At 63.7% G+C, this 19,375-nt stretch carries 21 protein-coding genes; 11 read left to right on the top strand and 10 right to left on the bottom strand.

Going from position 1 to position 19,375, the window contains the following annotated elements; all coding sequences use genetic code 11:
• The first annotated feature begins 13 nt into the window (after positions 1-13).
• Positions 14-424: a VOC family protein gene (locus AC0GUR_RS12845; RefSeq protein ID WP_472877877.1), complete on the top strand. Its 411-nt coding sequence runs from the start codon at positions 14-16 to the stop codon at positions 422-424.
• Between the two features lie 231 nt (positions 425-655).
• Positions 656-1,924 carry an RNA polymerase sigma factor gene (locus AC0GUR_RS12850; protein WP_472877878.1) on the top strand — a complete coding sequence of 423 codons (1,269 nt, stop codon included), beginning with the start codon at positions 656-658 and terminating at the stop codon, positions 1,922-1,924.
• Between the two features lie 239 nt (positions 1,925-2,163).
• Here AC0GUR_RS12850 and AC0GUR_RS12855 read toward each other — a convergent pair whose 3' ends face one another.
• Positions 2,164-2,589 (bottom strand): hypothetical protein, encoded by a 426-nt coding sequence (locus AC0GUR_RS12855; RefSeq protein WP_472877879.1) that lies wholly within the window; start codon positions 2,587-2,589, stop codon positions 2,164-2,166.
• 202 nt (positions 2,590-2,791) lie between these two features.
• Here AC0GUR_RS12855 and AC0GUR_RS12860 point away from each other — a divergent pair, with 202 nt between their 5' ends.
• Positions 2,792-3,658 carry a DoxX family protein gene (locus tag AC0GUR_RS12860; protein WP_472877880.1) on the top strand — a complete coding sequence of 289 codons (867 nt, stop codon included), beginning with the start codon at positions 2,792-2,794 and terminating at the stop codon, positions 3,656-3,658.
• Here the strand turns inward: AC0GUR_RS12860 and AC0GUR_RS12865 are convergent.
• The 3 genes from AC0GUR_RS12865 to AC0GUR_RS12875 form a co-directional block, all read right to left on the bottom strand.
• The gene (locus AC0GUR_RS12865) at positions 3,631-3,984 is read right to left on the bottom strand and encodes a carboxymuconolactone decarboxylase family protein (RefSeq protein WP_472877881.1); all 354 of its coding nucleotides are present in this window, start codon (positions 3,982-3,984) and stop codon (positions 3,631-3,633) included. The genes AC0GUR_RS12860 and AC0GUR_RS12865 overlap by 28 nt on opposite strands.
• Before the next feature lie 113 nt (positions 3,985-4,097).
• Positions 4,098-4,820: a ComF family protein gene (locus AC0GUR_RS12870; RefSeq protein WP_472877882.1), complete on the bottom strand. Its 723-nt coding sequence runs from the start codon at positions 4,818-4,820 to the stop codon at positions 4,098-4,100.
• Positions 4,821-4,835: 15 nt separating this feature from the next.
• The gene (locus tag AC0GUR_RS12875; RefSeq protein WP_472877883.1) at positions 4,836-5,048 is read right to left on the bottom strand and encodes a hypothetical protein; all 213 of its coding nucleotides are present in this window, start codon (positions 5,046-5,048) and stop codon (positions 4,836-4,838) included.
• A gap of 142 nt (positions 5,049-5,190) precedes the next feature.
• Here AC0GUR_RS12875 and bioB point away from each other — a divergent pair, with 142 nt between their 5' ends.
• From bioB to bioC, 5 genes are all read left to right on the top strand, one after another.
• The gene (gene bioB / locus AC0GUR_RS12880; RefSeq protein ID WP_472877884.1) at positions 5,191-6,231 is read left to right on the top strand and encodes a biotin synthase BioB; all 1,041 of its coding nucleotides are present in this window, start codon (positions 5,191-5,193) and stop codon (positions 6,229-6,231) included.
• A gap of 178 nt (positions 6,232-6,409) precedes the next feature.
• Complete coding sequence (gene bioF, locus AC0GUR_RS12885; RefSeq protein ID WP_472877885.1) at positions 6,410-7,591, top strand: 8-amino-7-oxononanoate synthase; 1,182 nt, start codon at positions 6,410-6,412, stop codon at positions 7,589-7,591.
• Positions 7,591-8,391, top strand: a complete 801-nt coding sequence (locus AC0GUR_RS12890; protein ID WP_472877886.1) for a sulfurtransferase — start codon at positions 7,591-7,593, stop codon at positions 8,389-8,391. Before bioF ends, AC0GUR_RS12890 begins: the two co-directional genes overlap by 1 nt.
• Complete coding sequence (bioH, locus tag AC0GUR_RS12895; RefSeq protein ID WP_472877887.1) at positions 8,388-9,158, top strand: pimeloyl-ACP methyl ester esterase BioH; 771 nt, start codon at positions 8,388-8,390, stop codon at positions 9,156-9,158. The genes AC0GUR_RS12890 and bioH overlap by 4 nt, the downstream gene beginning before the upstream one ends.
• Complete coding sequence (gene bioC / locus AC0GUR_RS12900; RefSeq protein WP_472877888.1) at positions 9,155-10,036, top strand: malonyl-ACP O-methyltransferase BioC; 882 nt, start codon at positions 9,155-9,157, stop codon at positions 10,034-10,036. Before bioH ends, bioC begins: the two co-directional genes overlap by 4 nt.
• Before the next feature lie 51 nt (positions 10,037-10,087).
• On the opposite strand, the gene AC0GUR_RS12905 is transcribed toward bioC, so the two are convergent.
• The gene (locus AC0GUR_RS12905; RefSeq protein ID WP_472877889.1) at positions 10,088-10,291 is read right to left on the bottom strand and encodes a hypothetical protein; all 204 of its coding nucleotides are present in this window, start codon (positions 10,289-10,291) and stop codon (positions 10,088-10,090) included.
• 109 nt (positions 10,292-10,400) lie between these two features.
• On the opposite strand from AC0GUR_RS12905, the gene AC0GUR_RS12910 reads away from it, so the two are divergent.
• A complete protein-coding gene (locus tag AC0GUR_RS12910) occupies positions 10,401-11,321 on the top strand; it encodes a LysR substrate-binding domain-containing protein (protein ID WP_472877890.1) in 921 nt (306 codons plus the stop codon).
• 104 nt (positions 11,322-11,425) lie between these two features.
• On the opposite strand, the gene AC0GUR_RS12915 is transcribed toward AC0GUR_RS12910, so the two are convergent.
• From AC0GUR_RS12915 to AC0GUR_RS12925, 3 genes are all read right to left on the bottom strand, one after another.
• The gene (locus tag AC0GUR_RS12915; protein WP_472877891.1) at positions 11,426-11,863 is read right to left on the bottom strand and encodes a DUF2846 domain-containing protein; all 438 of its coding nucleotides are present in this window, start codon (positions 11,861-11,863) and stop codon (positions 11,426-11,428) included.
• Positions 11,864-12,084: 221 nt separating this feature from the next.
• Entirely contained in the window at positions 12,085-12,654 is a 570-nt protein-coding gene (locus AC0GUR_RS12920; protein ID WP_472877892.1) for a DNA-3-methyladenine glycosylase I, read from the bottom strand.
• A complete protein-coding gene (locus tag AC0GUR_RS12925) occupies positions 12,654-13,037 on the bottom strand; it encodes a hypothetical protein (RefSeq protein ID WP_472877893.1) in 384 nt (127 codons plus the stop codon). Before AC0GUR_RS12925 ends, AC0GUR_RS12920 begins: the two co-directional genes overlap by 1 nt.
• A gap of 104 nt (positions 13,038-13,141) precedes the next feature.
• Between AC0GUR_RS12925 and AC0GUR_RS12930 the strand changes: the two genes are divergently transcribed.
• Positions 13,142-14,023 carry a DMT family transporter gene (locus AC0GUR_RS12930; protein ID WP_472877894.1) on the top strand — a complete coding sequence of 294 codons (882 nt, stop codon included), beginning with the start codon at positions 13,142-13,144 and terminating at the stop codon, positions 14,021-14,023.
• Positions 14,024-14,539: 516 nt separating this feature from the next.
• Here the strand turns inward: AC0GUR_RS12930 and AC0GUR_RS12935 are convergent.
• Both AC0GUR_RS12935 and AC0GUR_RS12940 read right to left on the bottom strand, forming a co-directional pair.
• Positions 14,540-15,505 (bottom strand): pyridoxal-phosphate dependent enzyme, encoded by a 966-nt coding sequence (locus AC0GUR_RS12935; protein WP_472877895.1) that lies wholly within the window; start codon positions 15,503-15,505, stop codon positions 14,540-14,542.
• Entirely contained in the window at positions 15,502-16,506 is a 1,005-nt protein-coding gene (locus AC0GUR_RS12940; RefSeq protein ID WP_472877896.1) for an aldose epimerase family protein, read from the bottom strand. The genes AC0GUR_RS12935 and AC0GUR_RS12940 overlap by 4 nt, the downstream gene beginning before the upstream one ends.
• A gap of 66 nt (positions 16,507-16,572) precedes the next feature.
• On the opposite strand from AC0GUR_RS12940, the gene pepN reads away from it, so the two are divergent.
• Positions 16,573-19,230 (top strand): aminopeptidase N, encoded by a 2,658-nt coding sequence (gene pepN, locus AC0GUR_RS12945; RefSeq protein ID WP_472877897.1) that lies wholly within the window; start codon positions 16,573-16,575, stop codon positions 19,228-19,230.
• Positions 19,231-19,375 lie beyond the last annotated feature (145 nt).

Genomic DNA, 19,375 nt, shown 5'->3' on the forward strand with positions numbered 1-19,375 from the left:
GGGAGAGACTGTGATGGTGATCCAGCCTTATCTGTTCTTCGATGGTCATTGCGAGGAAGCCCTCGCCTTCTATGGGAAGGCGGTGGGTGCGCAGGTGCAGAACCTGATCCGCTTCAAGGACTATCCTCAGCAGCCGGGCAGCCCGCCTGCTTCGGATGGCGAAAAGATCATGCACGCCTCATTCAAGGTGGGTGAGTCCCTAGTCAACGCCTCGGATGGTGATCGCCGCGGCACGCCGGATTTCCGCAGCTTCTCACTGGTGCTCAATACGAAGGACGACGCTGAGGCCAAGCGTTATTTCGAGGCACTACTGGAAGGTGGCGGCAAGGCCAGCATGCCGCTTTCGAAGACCTCGTTCGCCTCAAGCTTCGGCATGTTGGCCGACCGCTTCGGCGTGCACTGGATGGTGATGTCGCCGCCTTAAGAACCTGTTCTATGTCCACTCGCGCGCTCGGCTTCCCCCGCACCGTCATTCCCGCGAAGGCGGGAATCCAGAGTCTTGGCAGGCACATGAAGTCGCTGGATTCCCGCCTTCGCGGGAATGACGGTGAGGGAACACGAGTTGTAGCGCGGTCTCGGGCGGCCGCTGGGACTCTGCCCCTGTGGTGGGGTGAAAACTTGCGCCACTCGCTGCATGGTGCTGTGATCGTCGGCTATGGCGGCCAACGACATCCACCGCACCATCGACGCTGTATGGCGCATTGAATCGCCCCGGCTGATCGCCGGCCTTGCCCGCATCGTGCGCGACGTGGGCATGGCCGAGGAATTGGCGCAGGACGCGCTGGTGACGGCGCTGGAGCAGTGGCCGACCACCGGCGTGCCCCGCAACCCCGGTGCCTGGCTGATGACCACGGCCAAGCACCGCGCGATCGACCAGCTGCGCCGCCATGCCCTGCATCGACGCAAGGAAGACGAACTCACACGCGAGATCGAGGATCAGCTTGAACAATCCGTGGGGGATCCGGATGCCATGCTCGACAATCCGGTCGGCGACGATCTGCTCAGCCTGATATTCACGGCCTGCCATCCGGTGCTGTCCACCGAGGCGCGCGTGGCGCTCACGCTGCGTCTGCTCGGCGGCCTTACCACGACGGAGATTGCCCGCGCATTCCTGGTGCCCGAACCCACGGTGGCACAGCGCATCGTGCGAGCCAAGCGCGCGCTCAGCGATGCGAAGGTGCCGTTCGAAGTGCCACGCGGCGATGCGTTGGCCGTGCGGCTGGCGTCGGTGCTCGAGGTGGTCTATCTCGTTTTCAACGAGGGCTATGCCGCCACCTCCGGGGATGACTGGATGCGCCCTGCGCTTTGTGAGGAAGCCCTGCGCCTGGGCCGCGTGCTTGCCGGGCTCGCGCCCAACGAACCCGAGGTGCATGGCCTGGTGGCGCTAATGGAAATCCAGGCCTCACGCATGGCAGCGCGCACGGGCCCCAACGGCGAGCCGATCCTGCTGGCGGAACAGAATCGCGGACGCTGGGATCAGCTGCTGATCCGACGCGGACTGGCCGAGCTGCAGCGCGTCCAAGCGCTGGGCGGCTCGGGCGGCCCCTATGCATTGCAAGCAGCCATCGCGGCCTGTCACGCCAGCGCACGGTCGGTGGAAGACACCGACTGGTCGCGCATCGCCACGCTCTATGACACGTTAGCCCAACGCATGCCGTCACCGGTGGTGGCGCTTAACCGTGCTGTGGCTCATGCACAGGCTTTTGGCCCGGATGTGGGGCTGTCGCTGGTCGATGCGTTGCGCGATGAGCCGCTGATGCGTCAGTACCACCTGCTGCCGAGCGTGCGCGGGGAACTGCTCAGTCGACTCGGCCGTCACAGTGAAGCACGCGATGAGTTTGAGCGCGCGGCATCGCTTACGCGCAACACGCGGGAGCGGGAGCTGCTGCTGCGTCGCGCGTCGACGAGCGCCGCTGCAAGTTGATTGCGATGTAGCCGAGCGCTTTCCTCGTCATTCCCGCGAAAGCGGGAGGCGCTTTTCAACAGCCGAATGGCTGGTCATCCAGGGCCTTTAAACGCCCCAAAAGAACCAAGGCACTGGATGACCAGCCATTCGGCTGTTGAAAAGCGCCTCCCGCTTTCGCGGGAATGACGCTTGGTTCTTTTAGTCGCTTTCATTTTAGAGACAGGTTCTGAACGACTCAATCGCCTCCACAAGCAAGTTCATGACTGCAGCGCCTGGATAAACCGATTCACGCGATACGCCTCAAGACTGGGCGTTGCGCCGTACATATCCACCACGAACGCATTGCGCTCGTGCCACATCACTTCCATGTCCCACAGGCAGAACGAATAGCGGGACATGTCTTCGACCCAGCCGGAGCCATCGTTCGCCGCGACAGCGACAAACATTTCGTTGTCGTTGCCCCACCAGCCCAACACGAGATAACGCGCACTCGCACCGTCGTGGCAAATTGCGAATGCTGGCGTCTGCGCCCATGCGAGCGACCTGGCGCGTTTCATCACCTGCAGTTGCGCTGCATAGTGCGAGAATTCCACCGGCCGACCACTGGGAGAAATACCGTAGACCTTGATGCCGTCGGCATCCTTATCGGCGGGCAAGCTGTCGATGCGGCGGTACTGGAACACGAGGACTCCTTTCGTCCACGACAAGCGAGGCGGTACGGCGCAAGCCCCGCATCTTCGCATTGATTGCGCGCCGACGGGCTTACCTATTTAATGGCCCCCGCGTTAGCTCCACGGTAATACCCCGTTGTTTGACACGCCCCTGATCCGGCCGTGTCGAGTTTGTACTGATGTTCCGTGTCCTTCCACTGCACAGGAGCAAGGTATGGAGAGTTCGTATCAAACGACGACTGGCGACGCGGCCGCCAGCAACGCATCCATTCAGACGGCCGGACGGCCGCTGACGGATCGACGCCCTTCCCAGCTGTTCTTTGCTGCCACCATGATCGGACTGGGTATGCTCGGCCTGATCTATCGCGATGTCGCCATGGTGTGGCAGCAATTGCCTGGTGAGCCCGGGATCGGTCAGACACTGGCGGCGTATGTCATTGCAGTGGTCGAACTGGTTTGTGGGCTGGGTTTGCTGCTCAAGCCCACCATGAAAGCCGCTTCGATCGTGCTCGCGATATTTCTGTTGCTATGGGTGATGCTGCTGAAGCTACCCGTGCTGCTCACCACACCGGCGGTGGAACTGAGCTGGCTAGGCCTTGGCGAAATCACCGTGATGCTGGCCGGTGCGTGGGTGTTGCTTGCGGTACAGCTCGGCGACATTGACAACGGATGGCTGAGACATGTCGCGGGAGCACGTGGCATACGCCACGCCCGCGTGTTGTTTGCACTGTCGCTGCCGATGATCGGGCTGTCGCACTTCGTCTACAGCGAGCAGACAGCGGGGTTTGTGCCGGCGTGGCTACCATTCCGTCTCGGTTGGGCCTATCTCACCGGGGCGGGTAGCATCGCTGCCTGTCTGGGCGTGCTGTTTGGGGTACTGCCACGCCTCGCCGCAACGCTGGAAGCCGCGATGCTGTGGATCATCACCCTACTGGTCTGGGTGCCGCTCATCGCAGCCGCACCCACCGACCGCATGGCGTGGACGGGCTATGTCATCTCCGCCGCGATTGCCTGCGGCGCATGGGTGGTGGCCGACTCCTACCGCACCGTGCCTCACGCCGGACGGGTCGCCGCCTCATAAGCGTTGACGGCATCCATGACGCGGGCCGAGTACACCAGGGCCGCGCCCGCGTTCATGGCTACTGCTACGCCCAGTGCCTCGGCGATTTCCTCGTGACTGGCGCCGTGCTTGAGCGCTTCGGCGGTATGCACGGTGATGCAGCCGTCGCAGCGTGTGGTGACAGCCACTGCCAGTGATATCAGCTCGCGCGTCTTGGCGTTCAGATGGCCATTCTTGCTGTTGGCTTTGGTGAGCGTCTGGTAGCCGCCCACGGTATCGGGGCTCAGCTTGCTGATCTCGCCGATGCGGCCAAGAAGTTCCTTCCGATAGTCGGGCCAGTTCAACATAAGGTGTCTCCTGGAAAGGTGGATCGCCTCCGAGCGCTTTGCTCGAATCGATCTGCTCCATGCTGCGCCGCCCGATGACGGGCCGGCGTGAAGGCTGGCCCTGCGGCACCGCCCTATCCGCGTGATATCGGAGCCCGAGCCAACGCCCACACATCAATGCGCTGCACGCCCGCTCGCCGCAGCGCTTTGGCGCATTCGATCAGGGTGGCGCCGGTGGTCATCACGTCGTCCAGCAAGGCGACATGGGCGGGCAAGGCCACGCCCGGCCGAGTGGTGAAAACGCCGCGCACATTACGTCGACGCGCCAGCGCGGAGAGATCAGTCTGGGCTGCCGTCGGGCGCGTTCGTTGCAGCACGTCATGGCGTAGCGGCATGTCGAAGTGGCGCGCCAGCGGCCTGGCCAGTTCCAGCGCCTGGTTGTAGCCGCGCCGGCGCAAGCGCGCACGATGCAACGGCACCGGCACGATCCACTGCGGCAGGCCTTCCGGCGTTGGCTCACGTAGCCACAAGCTCGACAGCACGCGACCGGCCGCCAGGTCGGCTCCAAATTTGAAACGCGATTCCAGACGATCCAGCGGCCACGCATAGCGGAACGGCACCCAAGCGGCGTCCCACGGCGGTAGGCGCTTGATGCACTGGCCGCACAGCATCGCCGCCTGCGCCAACGGCAGCGCGCAGCGGACACAACAGGTGCGATTGCGGGGCAACTCGTTGGCGCAGTCGCGGCACAGATCCAGGCCGTCGTCGCCCGGTGCGCCGCATAGCAGGCAATGCAGTGGCAGAACGAAACCTTGCAGCGCGCTCAGTGCGGGTCGCCACCATGAAAGCGCATCCATGCGCCTTACTCCTGCTCAGGTCTTGGGCTTGGGTTTGAACAACGCCGCGTCCAGGATCGACCACAGATGAATGATCCAGCCCAGCCAGACGATCCACAGGATGGCGGCCAGCACGAACATCACCAGCGCAATCCAGAAGCGGCCCTGCACCAACTGACCCAGGCCGGGGATAAAGAAACTGCAGATGGCGGCAAGCACATTGCCCGTACTGCCCTGTCCTGCGCTCATGCCGACGACTCCCATGGCGTAATGGATCCGATGGTAACGGCTGCCATACGTCCGCGCATCGTAAACCATTACCATCAACGTAAAGTTGACAAGAAAGAATGCCCTGCCACACTCTCGCGCATCCCCATCCAGAGCTGTCGCCATGGCCCAACTCATCCGCCACGACTGGACGCGCGCCGAAGTCGCCGAACTGTTCGCCCTGCCGTTCAATGAGCTGCTGCACCGTGCGCACTCGATGCACCGCGAACACCACGACCCCAACGCCGTGCAGGTATCGACCCTGCTGTCGATCAAGACCGGCGGCTGCCCGGAGGATTGCGCTTACTGCCCGCAGGCCGCGCGCTATGACACCGGCGTGGAAGCCCAGAAGCTGATGAGCGTAGAGGCCGTGGTGGCCCGCGCACAGGCTGCGAAGAGTGCCGGCGCCAGCCGCTTCTGCATGGGCGCCGCCTGGCGCAGCCCGAAGGACCGTGACGTGCTGAAGGTGGCCGAGATCGTGCGCGCGGTGAAAGGCCTCGGCCTGGAAACCTGCGCCACTCTGGGCATGCTCAACGGCGAACAGGCCGCCACGCTGAAGCAGGCCGGCCTGGATTACTACAACCACAACCTGGATACGGCGCCGGAGTTCTACGGCGAAATCATCCACACCCGCCAGTACCAGGATCGCCTGGACACGCTGGAACACGTGCGCGAAGCCGGCCTGAAAACCTGCTGCGGCGGCATCGTGGGCATGGGCGAAACGCGCGACCAGCGCGCCGGCCTGCTGCAGACGCTGGCCAACCTGCCGGAGCACCCGGAGTCGGTGCCGATCAACCAGCTGGTGCAGGTGGAAGGCACGCCGCTCAACGGCACCGAGGCCATCGACCCGTTCGATTTCGTGCGCACCATTGCCGTGGCCCGCATCCTGATGCCGGCCTCGATGGTGCGCCTCTCCGCCGGCCGCCAGCAGATGGACGATGCCGTGCAGGCACTGTGCTTCTTCGCCGGCGCCAACTCGATCTTCTACGGCGAGAAGCTGCTGACCACCGGCAACCCGGACGTGGAACACGACCGCCAGTTGTTCAAGCGCCTCGACTTGCATGCGCTGGAAGTGGTGGAAGATACCGACACTGTGCATGCGGATATTCTTGAAGCGGGCACGGCTGGCTGCGGCACCGGTTGTGGTTGCAGCGCTGCTGCGTAACGGGTGGTGAAGTGCGAAAGCCTCGCATGACCGTCATTCCCGCGAACCCCGAAAAGGGGGCAAGAGCGGGAATCCAGCGCCTTCGATGCAGCAATGGCAAAGGCGCTGGATCCCCGCTCTTGCCCCCTTTTCGGGGTTCGCGGGGATGACGCGCTATTGAGAGGTTTTCGCGATTTCTATGACGCGACCTTCACTCACCGAACGACTGGCCCAGCACAGCGCCGAGCGCGCGCAAGCCGGGTTGTTGCGGCGCCTGCGGACCATCGAGTACGCCGATGGTGCGTGGGTGCAGCGCGATGGCCGTCGCCTGCTTTCCTTCTGCAGCAACGACTATCTCGGCCTCGCGCAACATCCCCAACTCATCGCGGCGCTGAAGCGTGCAGCCGATGACGACGGCGTAGGCAGCGGCTCAGCCCATCTCATCTGCGGCCATCACACCGCCCACGCGGCACTGGAAGAAGCTCTGGCGGAATGGACCGGTCGCGAGCGCGCGCTGCTGTTCTCCACCGGCTACATGGCCAACCTCGGCGTGATGCAGGCGCTGCTGCAGCGTGACGAGCTATGCGTGCAAGACAAGCTCAACCACGCCTGCCTGCTCGACGGCGCGCAACTCGCAGGCGCTGAATTGAAGCGCTACCCGCATGCGGATGTGGCCGCTGCGGCACGGCAATTCGCCAGCCGCACGGACACAGCGGCGCTGCTCGCCACCGATGGCGTGTTCAGCATGGATGGCGACATTGCACCTCTGCGCGAGCTCGCTGCGTTGTGCCAGCGCGAGAACGCCACCTTCATGGTGGATGACGCGCACGGCCTCGGCATCCTCGGCACGCAGGGCGAAGGCAGCGTCACCGCCGCCGGGCTCGGTCAGGATGATGTGCCTGTGCTGATGGCCACCCTCGGCAAGGCGCTGGGTTGCAGCGGCGCCTTTGTGGCGGGCTCTGAGGCGCTGATCGATGGCCTCGTGCAGTCCGCGCGCACCTATATCTATACGACGGCGATGCCACCCGCCTTGGCTGCCGCCACCCTGGCCGCCGTGCGGCTGGCCCAGACCGAAGGCTGGCGGCGCGACAAGCTTCAAGCGCTTATCGACCGCTTCCGCCAGGGCGCCGCACAGCTTGGCCTGCCTCTGATGCCCTCTCCCACGGCGATCCAGCCCTTGTTGCTGGGCGACGCACAAGCCGCGCTGGATGCCTCGGAAGCCTTGGAGCAGCTGGGTTTGCTGGTCACCGCCATCCGCCCGCCCACGGTGCCGCAGGGCAAGGCCAGGCTGCGTATCACGCTGTCTGCGGCGCACGAGGAAGCCGATGTGGACCGGCTGCTGGAGGCGCTGTCCCAGGCCATCCCGAGCCGCCCCGTATAATGGCGGCCTTGCCGTACCTCCCCCCGATCATGTCCATCATCAATCTTTCCGCCTACCGCTTCGTCAGCCTGGACGACCTGCCCGCGCTGCGTGAGCGCATTGTTGAGCGCTGCGAAACGCTGGCGCTCAAGGGCACCATTCTGCTGGCGCCCGAGGGCATCAACCTGTTTCTGGCCGGCCCGCAGGAACCGATTGATGACTTCATGGAGTGGCTGCGCACCGACCCGCGCTTTGCGGGCCTTGAACCTAAAGTGTCGATCTCCGACGCAGTACCGTTCGGCCGCATGCGCGTGCGTCTGAAGAAAGAGATCATCACCATGCGCATGCCGACCATTCGCCCGGAAGGTGGCCGCGCCCCCTCCGTGGCGCCGGTGACGCTGCAGCGTTGGCTGGCGCAGGGGCGTGATGACGACGGCCGCGAAGTGGTGCTGCTGGATACGCGCAACGACTACGAAACCGATGTGGGCCTGTTCGACAACGCGGTGGATTACCGCATTGCCAGTTTCACGGAGTTTCCCGCCGCTCTCGCCGCCGATCGCACGCGCTACGAAAACAAGACGGTGGTGTCGTACTGCACCGGTGGCATTCGTTGCGAGAAGGCCGCGCTGCATATGCAGGACATCGGCATCGACCATGTGTATCAGCTCGAAGGCGGCATTTTGAAGTACTTCGAAGAAACGGATGGCGCGCACTGGAACGGCGATTGTTTCGTGTTCGATGAACGCGGCGCTGTGGATAAGGGCCTTGCGCCCGCTGAACTTCTCCCTCCCCACGATGGAGAGGGAGCCAAAAGCGCATGAGTCTCCACATCGAAACGCATGGCCACGGCGAAATCCCCGTGGTGATTCTTCATGGCTGGGCCATGCATGGCGGCATGATGGAGCCGCTGTGCGAAGTACTGGCCGATCGCTGCACCCTGCATGTGGTGGATCTTCCCGGCCACGGTTATTCGCGCGAGAGCACGCTGCCGCTGGAACCATCGGCCTGTGCCAAAGAGATCGCGCGCATGACGCCCGCCGCCATCTGGGTTGGCTGGTCACTCGGCGGCCTGATTGCCATGACGGCTGCGCTGGAACATCCGCATCATGTGCGCGGGCTGGGCGTTATCGACGGCACGCCGAAATTTTTGCGCGGCGAGAACTGGCCTCACGGCAGCGATCCCAAACTGGTGCGCCAGCTCGCCACCGACCTGGAAACCGACTACCACGGCACGCTCGAGCGCTTCATCGCGCTGGAGGCGATGGGCAGTCGCGACCCCATGGCTGAGGTACGACACCTGCGCAGCCTGATCTTCCAGCGCGGCGAGCCTGACCTGCGCGTGCTGCAGGAAGGCATCCGCATTCTGGAAACCACCGATCGCCGCGCCGATCTCGCCAAACTTGCCGTGCCCAATGCATGGATCGTGGGCCATCGCGACCGCATCGTGCCGCCGCCCGCCATGGCGTGGTCGGCCGAACAGGCGCACGGCAGTTACGTTGAAATCGCCCATGCGGGCCATGCGCCGTTCTTCGGCTATGCCGGCCAGGTGGCCGATGCGCTGGCCCCCGTGCTGGACAGCTTCCGATGACCGACTCGCATTTCGACCGCCAGCAGGTGCGCCGCAACTTCGGCCGCGCGGCGGATACCTATGAGCATCACGACGCGCTGCAACGCGAAGTGCAGACGCTGCTGCTCGATCGCCTGGGCTTTTATCTGGAAACGCCCGAGCGGGTGATCGACGTGGGTGCCGGCACCGGCCGCGGCACATCACTGCTGCGCAAGCGCTACCCCAAGGCGCAGGTGGTGGCGATGGATCTCGCGCTGCCGATGTTGCGCGCAGCGAAGAAGCACATCACCTGGCTCAAACCGTTCCAGCGCGTGTGTGCGGAAGCCACCGCGCTACCACTGCCCGATCACAGTGTGGACGTACTGCATTCCAACCTGTGCTTCCAGTGGATCGACGATCTGCCCGCGCTGTTCGGCGAGTGCGTGCGCGTGCTCAAACCCGGCGGCCTGTTGGTGTTTTCCACCTTTGGGCCGGATACGTTGAAAGAGCTTCGCGCCGCCTGGGCCGAGGCCGATCAGCAGCCGCACGTCAGCCGCTTCCTGGATATGCACGACCTGGGCGACGCCATGATCAGCGCCGGCCTGCGCGACCCCGTGCTGGATGTGGACCGCTACACGCTGACCTACAGCGAGCCCCGTATGCTGCTGAAGGAGCTGCAGGGACTAGGCGCCACCAACGCCGACCGCGAACGCGAGCGCCATCTCCTTGGCAAGCGTCACTACCAGCGCATGCTGGCCGCCTACGAAACCATGCGAGTCGACGGGCGCGTTCCCGCGACCTGGGAAGTGGTCACCGCCCATGCCTGGGGTCCGCCGCCGGGCCAGTCCCGCCGCCTGGCGGGCGGTGGCGAGATGGCGAGCTTCTCCATCGACAGCCTGCGCGGTTCGCGTCGCCGTTAAGGCAACACTGATGAAGTATCGCCGGGCGCGAACCCGCGCGCGCTGTCACATTCAGTCGATGCGAAACCGCTCTTCACCCAGGCGGCTGTCAATGTAATGGTCGAGGCCACCGACGACGTTTCCGTCGTTGTGACGTTCCGTATATGAAGCCGGCGCTAGAGTACCCGCCGTGACGACAGCGACGGCTGGCTCGGTACGGTCGGGCGCCGATGTCGTTACCGGCGTCTTGGGAAATGAAAAGCCGAAGACCAACATGGTGGTATTCCTCGTGCGGTGCCCGGTAGGTGGGCAACACCGACACTAGGCCAACTGGAAGCGTGCAAAAAGCGAGACTTTTGCAATCCAGTATTGAGGTAACTTCAATATGGGCCGACCGCCACTCACCGCGCTGCAAGGCTTCGTGCTTGCCGCTCGCACCGGCAATCTCTCGCTGGCGGCCCGGCATATGCACCTCACCACCAGCGCGTTGAGTCACCAGATTCGCGGGCTGGAGGACCGTCTTGGCCAGCGCGTATTCGTGCGCGGTCCACGCGGGGTCGACCTCACACCCGAAGGTGCCCGACTGCTGGAACTGGTGGGGCCGCAGTTCGAGTCCATCGAGCGTGCATTGCACGAATTCATTGCACCGCCGTCTGACGAGCTCACCATCAGCGTCATGCCCTCGGTCGCATCAAGCTGGCTGGTGCCACGGCTATCGCGCTTCATTGCTGCGCACCCTCATCTGCAACTGAATCTGCAATCGAGCACGGCACTGGTGGACTTCTCCCGTGAGCCAGTCGATGCCGCCTTGCGCTTTGGCCCCGGTGAGTGGCCGGGAGTGCGCGCGGAGCATCTGTTCGATGACTGGCTGACGCCGATTGCCAGTCCGGATCTGATCAAACGGCTGGGGCGCCCCACACAAAAGAATCTGGCGGAGTTTCCGCTGCTGCGTGACCCCGAGAACGTGTGGGCGAAATGGTTTCGCACGTTTGGCGGCACACCGCCGAACCGATTTCTCGCGCATTTCGACGACACCGAAACGCTGCATCACGCCGCCGTCGAAGGCATGGGCATTGCGCTTGGCCGACTGACCATGGCGCGGCCGCTGGTGGAATCGGGGCTGCTGATACTGCTCAGCCGACGTCGTTTACGCGCCGACTTTGCCCACTACCTGGTGTACCCATCGCGTTCCGCCCAGCATCCCGCCCTGCTCGCCTTCCGCGCCTGGCTGATGGATGAGGCATTCCGCTATGCACAAGAGCCGCAGCGCTTGCCACGGCTATTGAGTCGCCATCGGCACCACTGACAAAGCACCGTGTGCCGGTAGCGACGTTGCGAGTTTTCCCGTCGACGGCCTGCGTTGAGCATCGTGCGCGCCGCTTACGCGACGCGCACGATCTGTTCACTGGATCAGAGGATCAGCGTGCACTTCTCGACCGAAGCGCGACCCTTGACTTCATCCACTTGGTGAAGCGCCGAGCGCGCCGCGAACATACCCATCTTGACTTCCTGCCACACGAAGTACGTCTTGCCTGCCTGCATATCCAAGGTCAGCGTCGAATCGACTTCCGTCTTGGAGACGATGGTATGCGAGCCCGGGGCAAGTTCCTTGCGCAAATAGGTCTTTGCTGCCGTATCGCCCGCTGCCTGCCCATCGATCAGCAAGGGCATCTTGATGGCGGCCCCCATGGATTCATCACGAAAGATGTACACCACCGCCTTGTCGGTCGAAGGTGTGAACTGCTTGGCCATGGCATCGTCGTTCTTGCTCGCCATGGGAACGCTCGCACAGCCGGACAGCACCAGCATGGCGATGAGCGACATCGCCGTCACGAACTTCTTGAACATGTTTTCCCCTGTTTATTCGCGTGGTCAGTTAGCGGCAATCGACAGCTGCAACGGCTTTGTGATGGGCCCGCTGCTCCCCCCTGTCGCATGCCTGTTGCCGTCGTCGATGGACGAAGGCAACGGGATACTCGCATGTCGTAGAAAAAGGCTGCAATGATCCAAACGGCCGAGACCGCGCCCCTATGTCTTGCCATCGCCTCGCAACGCCGGCAGAAGAAGCCTCAAGCCTTGTGGCGGAAGCAGCTGACGACGTGATCGTTGACCATGCCGGTAGCCTGCATGAACGCGTAGCAGATGGTGGTGCCCACGAAGCGGAAGCCCCGCTTCTTGAGCTCCTTGCTCATGCGGTCGGACAGCGGCGTGCTGGCCGGCACGTCGCCCTGACCGGTCCAGTGGTTTCGAATGGGCTTGCCGTCGACGAAGGACCACAGATAGCGATCCAGGCTGCCGAATTCCTCGATGACTTCGAGTGCAGCGATGGCGTTGTCGCGGGTGGCGTATACCTTGAGCCGATTGCGCACGATGCCTGGATCAAGCAACGCCTTTTCCAGCTCGCGATCCTTCATCGCGGCCACGCGGGCGATATCGAACTCATGAAAGACTCGCCGATAATGGTCGCGCTTGAGCAGGATGGTGCGCCACGACAGGCCTGCCTGCGCACCTTCCAGGCATAGAAATTCAAACAACGCCTGATCATCATGCAGCGGCGAGCCCCACTCGGTGTCGTGGTAGTCGTGCATGTCCGCGCTATCGCCCCAAGGGCAGCGCTGCTTCAATGCTTTGGTCGCCATCACGAAATCCTTCTCAAGCTACGGGCTTCGCGCCGCTCGGAGTACGAAAGCCGATGACTGCGCCGGCCAGCGCCGCCGCCGCGGCCAACCACAGCCAACCACAGCCAATAGGAGAACCCGATGGGGGGAAGCCAGAACAGGCTGATCGTCAGAAAGACAACTGCCATCGAGAACAACTTGCCGCGCGTTGCGCGACGTACCAGCAACCTCAAGGACGCGACCAGCAGCAGTGCCACGCCAAGAACAAGGGGAACGGCCTTAAGTAAAGCGATTTCGCCGTCTTCCATCATTTGTAGCAAGACAGGAAACCGAAACGACATTCCCAGGCACGCGGCCAGCCCCAGACCAGCCACCGGCGCACTCCATGCATTCATTCCGGCCATGCTTGTTCCTCTTGCATGCTTGTAGACAAGTCGCGACGCTATCCCACCCGGACGCGACGGACAAGGGCAGCACCGGCGCGCGCAATCACCCCCAGATTCTTTCCATGACATCGCCATCTTCATCCCGCGGCGCCGTGCTGGCGCTACTCATCACCATCCTCATCTGGGCCTACAGCTGGGTGGTGATGAAGCAAGTGCTTTCGCACGCCGGTCCGTTCGACTTCGCGGCCATCCGCTACGTACTGGGCGCGCTGGTACTGTTCGGTGCACTGATCGTGTTTCGCCAACCACTCCGCCCACCGCCGTTGCTGCCGACGCTAGCCATCGGCCTATGTCAGACCACCGCGTTCCAAGGCCTTGGCCAGTGGGCTCTGGTCAACGGCGGCGCCGGACATGTCGCCCTGCTGGCCTACACGATGCCTTTCTGGGCCGTGCTATTGGCCTGGCTGATCCTGCAGGAACAACTGACGCCCCGCCGCTGGCTGGGCCTCGGCCTCGCCGCCGTCGGCCTCACTTGCATCATCGAGCCATGGCATGGCCTGGGAAACACCGGCAGTACATTGCTCGCCATCGGCGCAGGCGCCGCGTGGGCCATGGGCACCGTGCTCAGTAAACGGGTATTCCTGCGTTACGGACCCACGCCACTCAACCTCACCGCGTGGCAGATGCTGTTCGGCGCGCTGGCACTGGTGGTGATTGCGCTATGCGTACCGCAACGCTCCATGGAATGGAGCTGGGGCTTTATCGGCGGCCTCGCCTACAGTGTGGTGATGGCATCGAGCATTGCCTGGGGGCTGTGGCTGCTCGTGCTACAGCGGCTGCCGACCGCGATAGCAAGCCTGGCGAGTCTTGGTGTGCCCATCGTCAGCGTGCTGTTGGCGTGGGTGATCCTGCATGAGCGGCCGAGCGTGATGGAAATAGTTGGGATCGTCTTCGTGCTGCTGGGGTTGGTGGCGGTAAGTGGGTTGCGGCTGCGGCGGGCATGAGTGGTGCAATGATGTTGCTCAAGCGATCAACAAAGCGTATCGCAAGATTGACCCCTCACCCCAGCCCTCTCCCCGGAGGGGAGAGGGAGAAGTGCGGTGCACTGCTCGCCCCCACGAAGTTAGCGGCGGCTTTAAGCCCTCTGCGCTATGGCGCGTTGCGGTGTAGCCGTACCGCGTGTCGGGCGATCGTGGCGATCCGGGCTTCGTTACCGTCAAGGCTTGTATCAATCACGACGCTACGACGACGTCGCTCTTGAGGCCATTTTCTTTGGGTTACTTTTGACGCGAAGCTAATCCCCGTGGGACTTTTGGGCCAGCAAAAGAAAAGTGACTCGGCCTTCGGCAGAAGGTCGAAACGCCCGCTGCGTAGGCGGCACGCTGGCGGGAACGTTAGGTCAAGAGCGAAAGTCACTGGATGACCAGCCATTCGGCTGTTGAAAAGCGCCTCCCGCTTTCGCGGGGATGACGGCAAAGATGCCGCGGCGAGGCGAGCCACCAGTTCCGACAACGGCGCACTCACCACGGCAACGCCTCAATATCCACATTCCCCCCACTAAGCACCAACCCCACCCGCTGCCCCTTGAACCTCTCCGGCCGCTTCAACACCGCCGCCAGCACCGTCGCACTCGACGTCTCCACCACAATCTTCAGCTCGTTCCAAAGCAGCTTCATTGCCGCAATGACTTCATCATCACTGACGGTGGTCACCTCAACCCGATGCATGCGTAAGGCCTCGAAGTTGGTTTCCCCGATCAAGGTCCGCAAGCCATCGCAAATCGTGTCAGGCACGAACGGCCCCACCCGCTGACCCGCCGCAAGCGAGCGCACCGCATCGTCGGCCCCCATCGGCTCCGCGCCATGCAGCACTATCTGCGGCGCGAGGCCATGCGCTGCAATAGCCGTTCCCGCACTCAACCCACCGCCGCCAATCGGCGTGATCACGGCATCCACACTGCTCACCTGTTGCAGCAACTCCAGCACCGCCGTGCCCTGCCCTGCCATCACTCGGGTGTCGGCGAATGGATGCACCAGTTCCGCTCCCGTAGCGAGACGCACCTCTTCCGCCTTGGCCTCGCGTGCAGCCTGCGTCGGTGCACAGCGATGCAGGATGGCGCCAGCCCGCTCGATCGCCTCGACCTTGGTGCGCACCGCCCCTTCCGGCACGATCACATGCGCGGGAATGCCGCGCGTGGCCGCCGCCAGCGCCAGTGCATTGCCGTGATTGCCGGACGAATGGGTGACCACGCCACGCTCGGCCTGCTCGTCATCCATCGACCACACAGCGTTGCAAGCACCACGGAACTTGAATGCGCCACCGCGCTGAAGGTTTTCACACTTGAAGTAAAGATCAGCGCCGCTCAGCGCATTGAGCACCGAGCTGCGAAGCACTGGTGTCACGATCGCGTAGGGAGCGATGCGTGCGGCAGCTTCCTGTATCTGCGCAAAGGTGGGCAAGGCAGCGGGGTTGGCAACAGGGTTCATACGCTTTCGATCTCCACACCACACTGAAAGCGCCGCTCGGCGCCAGACTCTAGTCGAATGACATCGGCGCAATCGGCGCGATTAAATGCGTCTGCCGAGCTTTCCATCGGCTCCAACGCCACCGACCGGCGAACGTCGCGGGTAACGGTGTCGGCGGTGAACGCCAGCATCACGCCGGAGGCCTGCCACATGGCGATGCCCAAGCCGCTTTCGGGATCACGCAGCCGCGTGCGCGCTCGTCCGTCTGCGTCGCAGCGAAGATCGGTGAACGCATGGTTGAGTTCGCGAGCACCGATCGGTTGCATGCGGCGGAAATCCAACTCCGGCGCGCGATCCATCGGCACCCGTGCTGCTGCACCGGGCAAGGGGATGTAATCGGCGTCGGTACGCACGACGGTCTCGGCGGGAATCTGCAACTCCCAGCCATCGATCGAACCGTCGGAGAGCCGGAAGTACGGATGCCAGCCGAAGAAGCACGGCGCTGCATCCGGGCCCACGTTACGCATCACCGCTTCCAGCGTGAGCCCGTTGGCGTCGAGCGTATAGGTCACCGCCAGGTCGATCGCGAACGGATAACCGGGGTGTACGCCCGGGCGAATCGCGTGCGTAGCGAAGGTGACGCGGGCGCCCTGCGCATCAGCGGAAAGTTCGGTGATGGCAAAATCCACGCCACGCACAAAACCGTGCCGCGCGGCGCGCGACGCGCCCTCGACACCCGGTTGCAGGTCGTTGGGTTCGCCATCGAAGAGATAACGCGCATCGGCGATGCGATTGGCGAACGGCACCATGATCGCAAAACGGGAACTGGGGCGCGTGTCGAGCTCACCCGCATCGCGATAGCCGTCGGCGATGTCGCGCACGCCATGCTTGGTCGCTACCTCGAAGCTCAGCACGGTGGCGCCGCGTCGAGCGATGCACACGCGCCGTCCCCGGCCAGGATCGCTGAGTACCACGATCTCGTGACTGCCCACGTGCCCGCGTTCCGCAAGATACTCCGCCATCGCCTTGTCCTGCCTGGAAAGGCCCGCATGTTAGCCTGAGTAATCCCCTTCTCCCCAGCCGTACCTATGAACAACCGTAACGACGCCTCCACCACGCCGATCCGGCTCAGCGACTACCGCGCCCCCGCCTGGCGCGTGTCGACGATCGAACTGGCTTTCGACCTTGGCATCGACAGCACCGAGGTAACGTCGCGCCTGGTTTTGCAGCGTGACCCCGACCAGCAGGCACCTTTGCGGCTGGATGGCGAAGGTCTGGAGTTACTGTCGATCGTGTTGGACGGGCAGCCTCTGGCTGAAGGTGCGTGGCGCTACGCCCATCAGGTACTGGAAGTGGACGGTGCCCGCGATGGCAGCGTGCTGGAGACGCGCGTGCGTGTGCAGCCAGCCGCCAATACAGCGCTGGAGGGCCTGTATCTGTCCGGCTCGCGTGAGGCGGGCTTCCTGCTCACCCAGTGCGAGGCCGAAGGCTTCCGTCACATCACTTTCTTCCCCGACCGCCCTGACGTGTTGGCCCGTTATACGGTGACACTGCGCGCTGATCGGGAGCGATTCCCGGTACTGCTGGCTGGCGGCAACCCGGACGGGCAAGGCGATCTGGGCGATGGTCGCCATTGGGCGCGTTTTGTCGATCCTCATCCCAAGCCGGGCTATCTCTTTGCGCTGGTGGCTGGGCGCCTGCAGAAGATCGAGCGCGCCTACGTCACCAGCAGCGGCCGCAAGGTGCAGCTGGTGATCTGGGCCGAGCCTGACGCCATTGGCCACTGCGGCTACGCCATGGATGCGCTGGAGCGCTCCATGCACTGGGACGAGCAGGCCTACGGTCGCGAGTACGACCTCGACGTGTTTCATGTCGTGGCCACGCACGACTTCAATATGGGCGCGATGGAGAACAAGGGTCTCAACATCTTCAACGCCAAGTATCTGCTGGCCGATCCCGATTCGAGCACCGACGACGAATACCGCGCGGTGGAAGCGGTGGTGGCACACGAGTACTTCCACAACTGGAGCGGCAACCGCGTCACCTGCCGCGACTGGTTCCAGCTTTCGCTGAAGGAGGGCCTCACCGTATTTCGCGAGCAGCAATTCTCCGCGGACATGAATTCCGCGCCGCTCAAGCGCATCGAAGACGTCGCGCTGCTGCGTCGCGCGCAGTTCCCGGAGGATGCCGGCCCGCTGGCGCATCCTGTCCGGCCCGCGCAGTACAGCGAGATCAACAATTTCTACACCGCCACCGTGTACGAGAAGGGTTCCGAGCTGGTGCGCATGGTTGCCGGTCGACTGGGGCGTGAGGGCTTCCGCCGCGGCATGGATCTGTACTTCTCGCGCAACGACGGTCGCGCCGCCACATTGGAAGATTTCCTCGGCGCACTCGGCGAAGCCAACCAGATCGACCTGATGCCTTACCTGGCGTGGTACGCCCAGGCCGGCACGCCGCGCATCATTGCGCGTGGTCATTACGATGCTGCGCATCGCTCGTACACGCTCACGCTCTCGCAGCACACGCCAGCCACGCCGAACCAACCACACAAGCAGCCGCTGCCCATTCCGGTGAAGCTGGCGCTGTTTGATCGAAGTGGGCACATGCTGCCGCTGCATCTGGCCGGCGACCGTGCAAGCGAGTCCGGCGGTAGCGAGCGTGTGGTGGTGCTGGATCGTGCGGAACAGTCTTTCGTGTTCCAACAGGTTCCTGCGGCGCCGGTGCCGTCGCTTTTGCGCGGCTTTTCTGCACCCGTCATTCTCGAGTGCGATTACGCGCCGGACCAACTGGCGCTGCTGCTACGCCACGACGTCGATGGCTTCAATCGCTGGGAAGCCGGTCAGCAACTGGCAGCACGCGCTTTCGACAATCTCCGCGATGGCACGGGCACTGATTCGCTTGACGCATGGTGCGAAGCCCTGGCGGCACTTTTCGGTGATAGCACACTGGACGACGCGCTGCTTGCCGACCTGCTGACGCCGCCAAGTGAGATTGAGCTGGCCGAGCGCGAGCGCGTGGTCGACCCGTCCCACGTACACGCGCTGCGCCAGCAGCTGCAGGAGCAACTGGCGCTACGCATCGGTCGCGAAACGCTGCAGCAGCGCTATGACGCGTTGCTGGCGCATACAAATCTGCATCTGGACGCCGTCAGCCAGGCCCGTCGTCGGCTCAAGCGCCGCGTGCTTGAGTTGATTGCGCGCATCGACCCATGGGCGGCCCATACGCTGGCCACGCTGCAGTACGACAACGCACCCAGCATGACGGATCGACTGGCGGCGCTCTCTGTGCTGGTACGCGGCAACGCACCCCAGGCACGCGCGGCCTTGCTGCATTTCCGCGAGCGCTATGCGGATAACCCACTGGCGATGGACAAGTGGTTCGCCGTGCAGACACAGCTTCCCGGTGATGACGTGGTTGAGAGGGTGCGTGCGCTGGAAAGCGATGCAGCCTTTACGCTCAAGAATCCCAACCGCGTGAATGCGCTGTTCGGCAGCTGGGCGCGCGGCAACCCGGACGGCTTCCACCGCCCCGACGGCAGCGGCTACGCGTTGCTGGCACAGCGACTTCAGCAACTTGATGCGATCAACCCGCAGGTCGCTGCGCGACTGGCTACCGCATTCAATGGCTGGCAACGTCTTGAACCGGGCCGCCATGGCGCGGCGCGTGCGGCCATCGATGCACTGGCGGCCAAGCCTGGCCTGTCGCGGAACCTCACGGAGATCGTGCAGAGCATGCAGCACGGATAAGGCGGCACTCTTGATGTATCGCCTTAGCGCCTGCGAAACGCCCAAAGAAATCGCCCGAGTGCTTCCCGCCGATGACGGGGCACCCGGGCGTAAGAGGGTGTTACTCGAGACATGCAGGCGGACGAGCCTGCCCTGATCCGCGCGA

The sequence above is a fragment of the Dyella sp. PARNA 12/25 genome, assembly GCF_055702865.1.

Excerpts from the sequence above, each read along its gene's own strand:
- AC0GUR_RS12915 (WP_472877891.1), bottom strand. The coding sequence starts at position 11,863 with ATGTTCAAGAAGTTCGTGACGGCGATGTCGCTCATCGCCATGCTGGTG.
- AC0GUR_RS12890 (WP_472877886.1), top strand. The coding sequence starts at position 7,591 with ATGGCGGCCTTGCCGTACCTCCCCCCGATCATGTCCATCATCAATCTT.
- bioB (WP_472877884.1), top strand. The coding sequence starts at position 5,191 with ATGGCCCAACTCATCCGCCACGACTGGACGCGCGCCGAAGTCGCCGAA.
- AC0GUR_RS12875 (WP_472877883.1), bottom strand. The coding sequence starts at position 5,048 with ATGAGCGCAGGACAGGGCAGTACGGGCAATGTGCTTGCCGCCATCTGC.
- AC0GUR_RS12920 (WP_472877892.1), bottom strand. The coding sequence starts at position 12,654 with ATGGCGACCAAAGCATTGAAGCAGCGCTGCCCTTGGGGCGATAGCGCG.
- AC0GUR_RS12850 (WP_472877878.1), top strand. The coding sequence starts at position 656 with ATGGCGGCCAACGACATCCACCGCACCATCGACGCTGTATGGCGCATT.
- pepN (WP_472877897.1), top strand. The coding sequence starts at position 16,573 with ATGAACAACCGTAACGACGCCTCCACCACGCCGATCCGGCTCAGCGAC.
- AC0GUR_RS12860 (WP_472877880.1), top strand. The coding sequence starts at position 2,792 with ATGGAGAGTTCGTATCAAACGACGACTGGCGACGCGGCCGCCAGCAAC.
- bioF (WP_472877885.1), top strand. The coding sequence starts at position 6,410 with ATGACGCGACCTTCACTCACCGAACGACTGGCCCAGCACAGCGCCGAG.
- AC0GUR_RS12870 (WP_472877882.1), bottom strand. The coding sequence starts at position 4,820 with ATGGATGCGCTTTCATGGTGGCGACCCGCACTGAGCGCGCTGCAAGGT.
- AC0GUR_RS12910 (WP_472877890.1), top strand. The coding sequence starts at position 10,401 with ATGGGCCGACCGCCACTCACCGCGCTGCAAGGCTTCGTGCTTGCCGCT.
- AC0GUR_RS12935 (WP_472877895.1), bottom strand. The coding sequence starts at position 15,505 with ATGAACCCTGTTGCCAACCCCGCTGCCTTGCCCACCTTTGCGCAGATA.
- bioH (WP_472877887.1), top strand. The coding sequence starts at position 8,388 with ATGAGTCTCCACATCGAAACGCATGGCCACGGCGAAATCCCCGTGGTG.
- AC0GUR_RS12925 (WP_472877893.1), bottom strand. The coding sequence starts at position 13,037 with ATGGCCGGAATGAATGCATGGAGTGCGCCGGTGGCTGGTCTGGGGCTG.
- AC0GUR_RS12865 (WP_472877881.1), bottom strand. The coding sequence starts at position 3,984 with ATGTTGAACTGGCCCGACTATCGGAAGGAACTTCTTGGCCGCATCGGC.
- bioC (WP_472877888.1), top strand. The coding sequence starts at position 9,155 with ATGACCGACTCGCATTTCGACCGCCAGCAGGTGCGCCGCAACTTCGGC.
- AC0GUR_RS12905 (WP_472877889.1), bottom strand. The coding sequence starts at position 10,291 with ATGTTGGTCTTCGGCTTTTCATTTCCCAAGACGCCGGTAACGACATCG.
- AC0GUR_RS12940 (WP_472877896.1), bottom strand. The coding sequence starts at position 16,506 with ATGGCGGAGTATCTTGCGGAACGCGGGCACGTGGGCAGTCACGAGATC.
- AC0GUR_RS12930 (WP_472877894.1), top strand. The coding sequence starts at position 13,142 with ATGACATCGCCATCTTCATCCCGCGGCGCCGTGCTGGCGCTACTCATC.
- AC0GUR_RS12845 (WP_472877877.1), top strand. The coding sequence starts at position 14 with ATGGTGATCCAGCCTTATCTGTTCTTCGATGGTCATTGCGAGGAAGCC.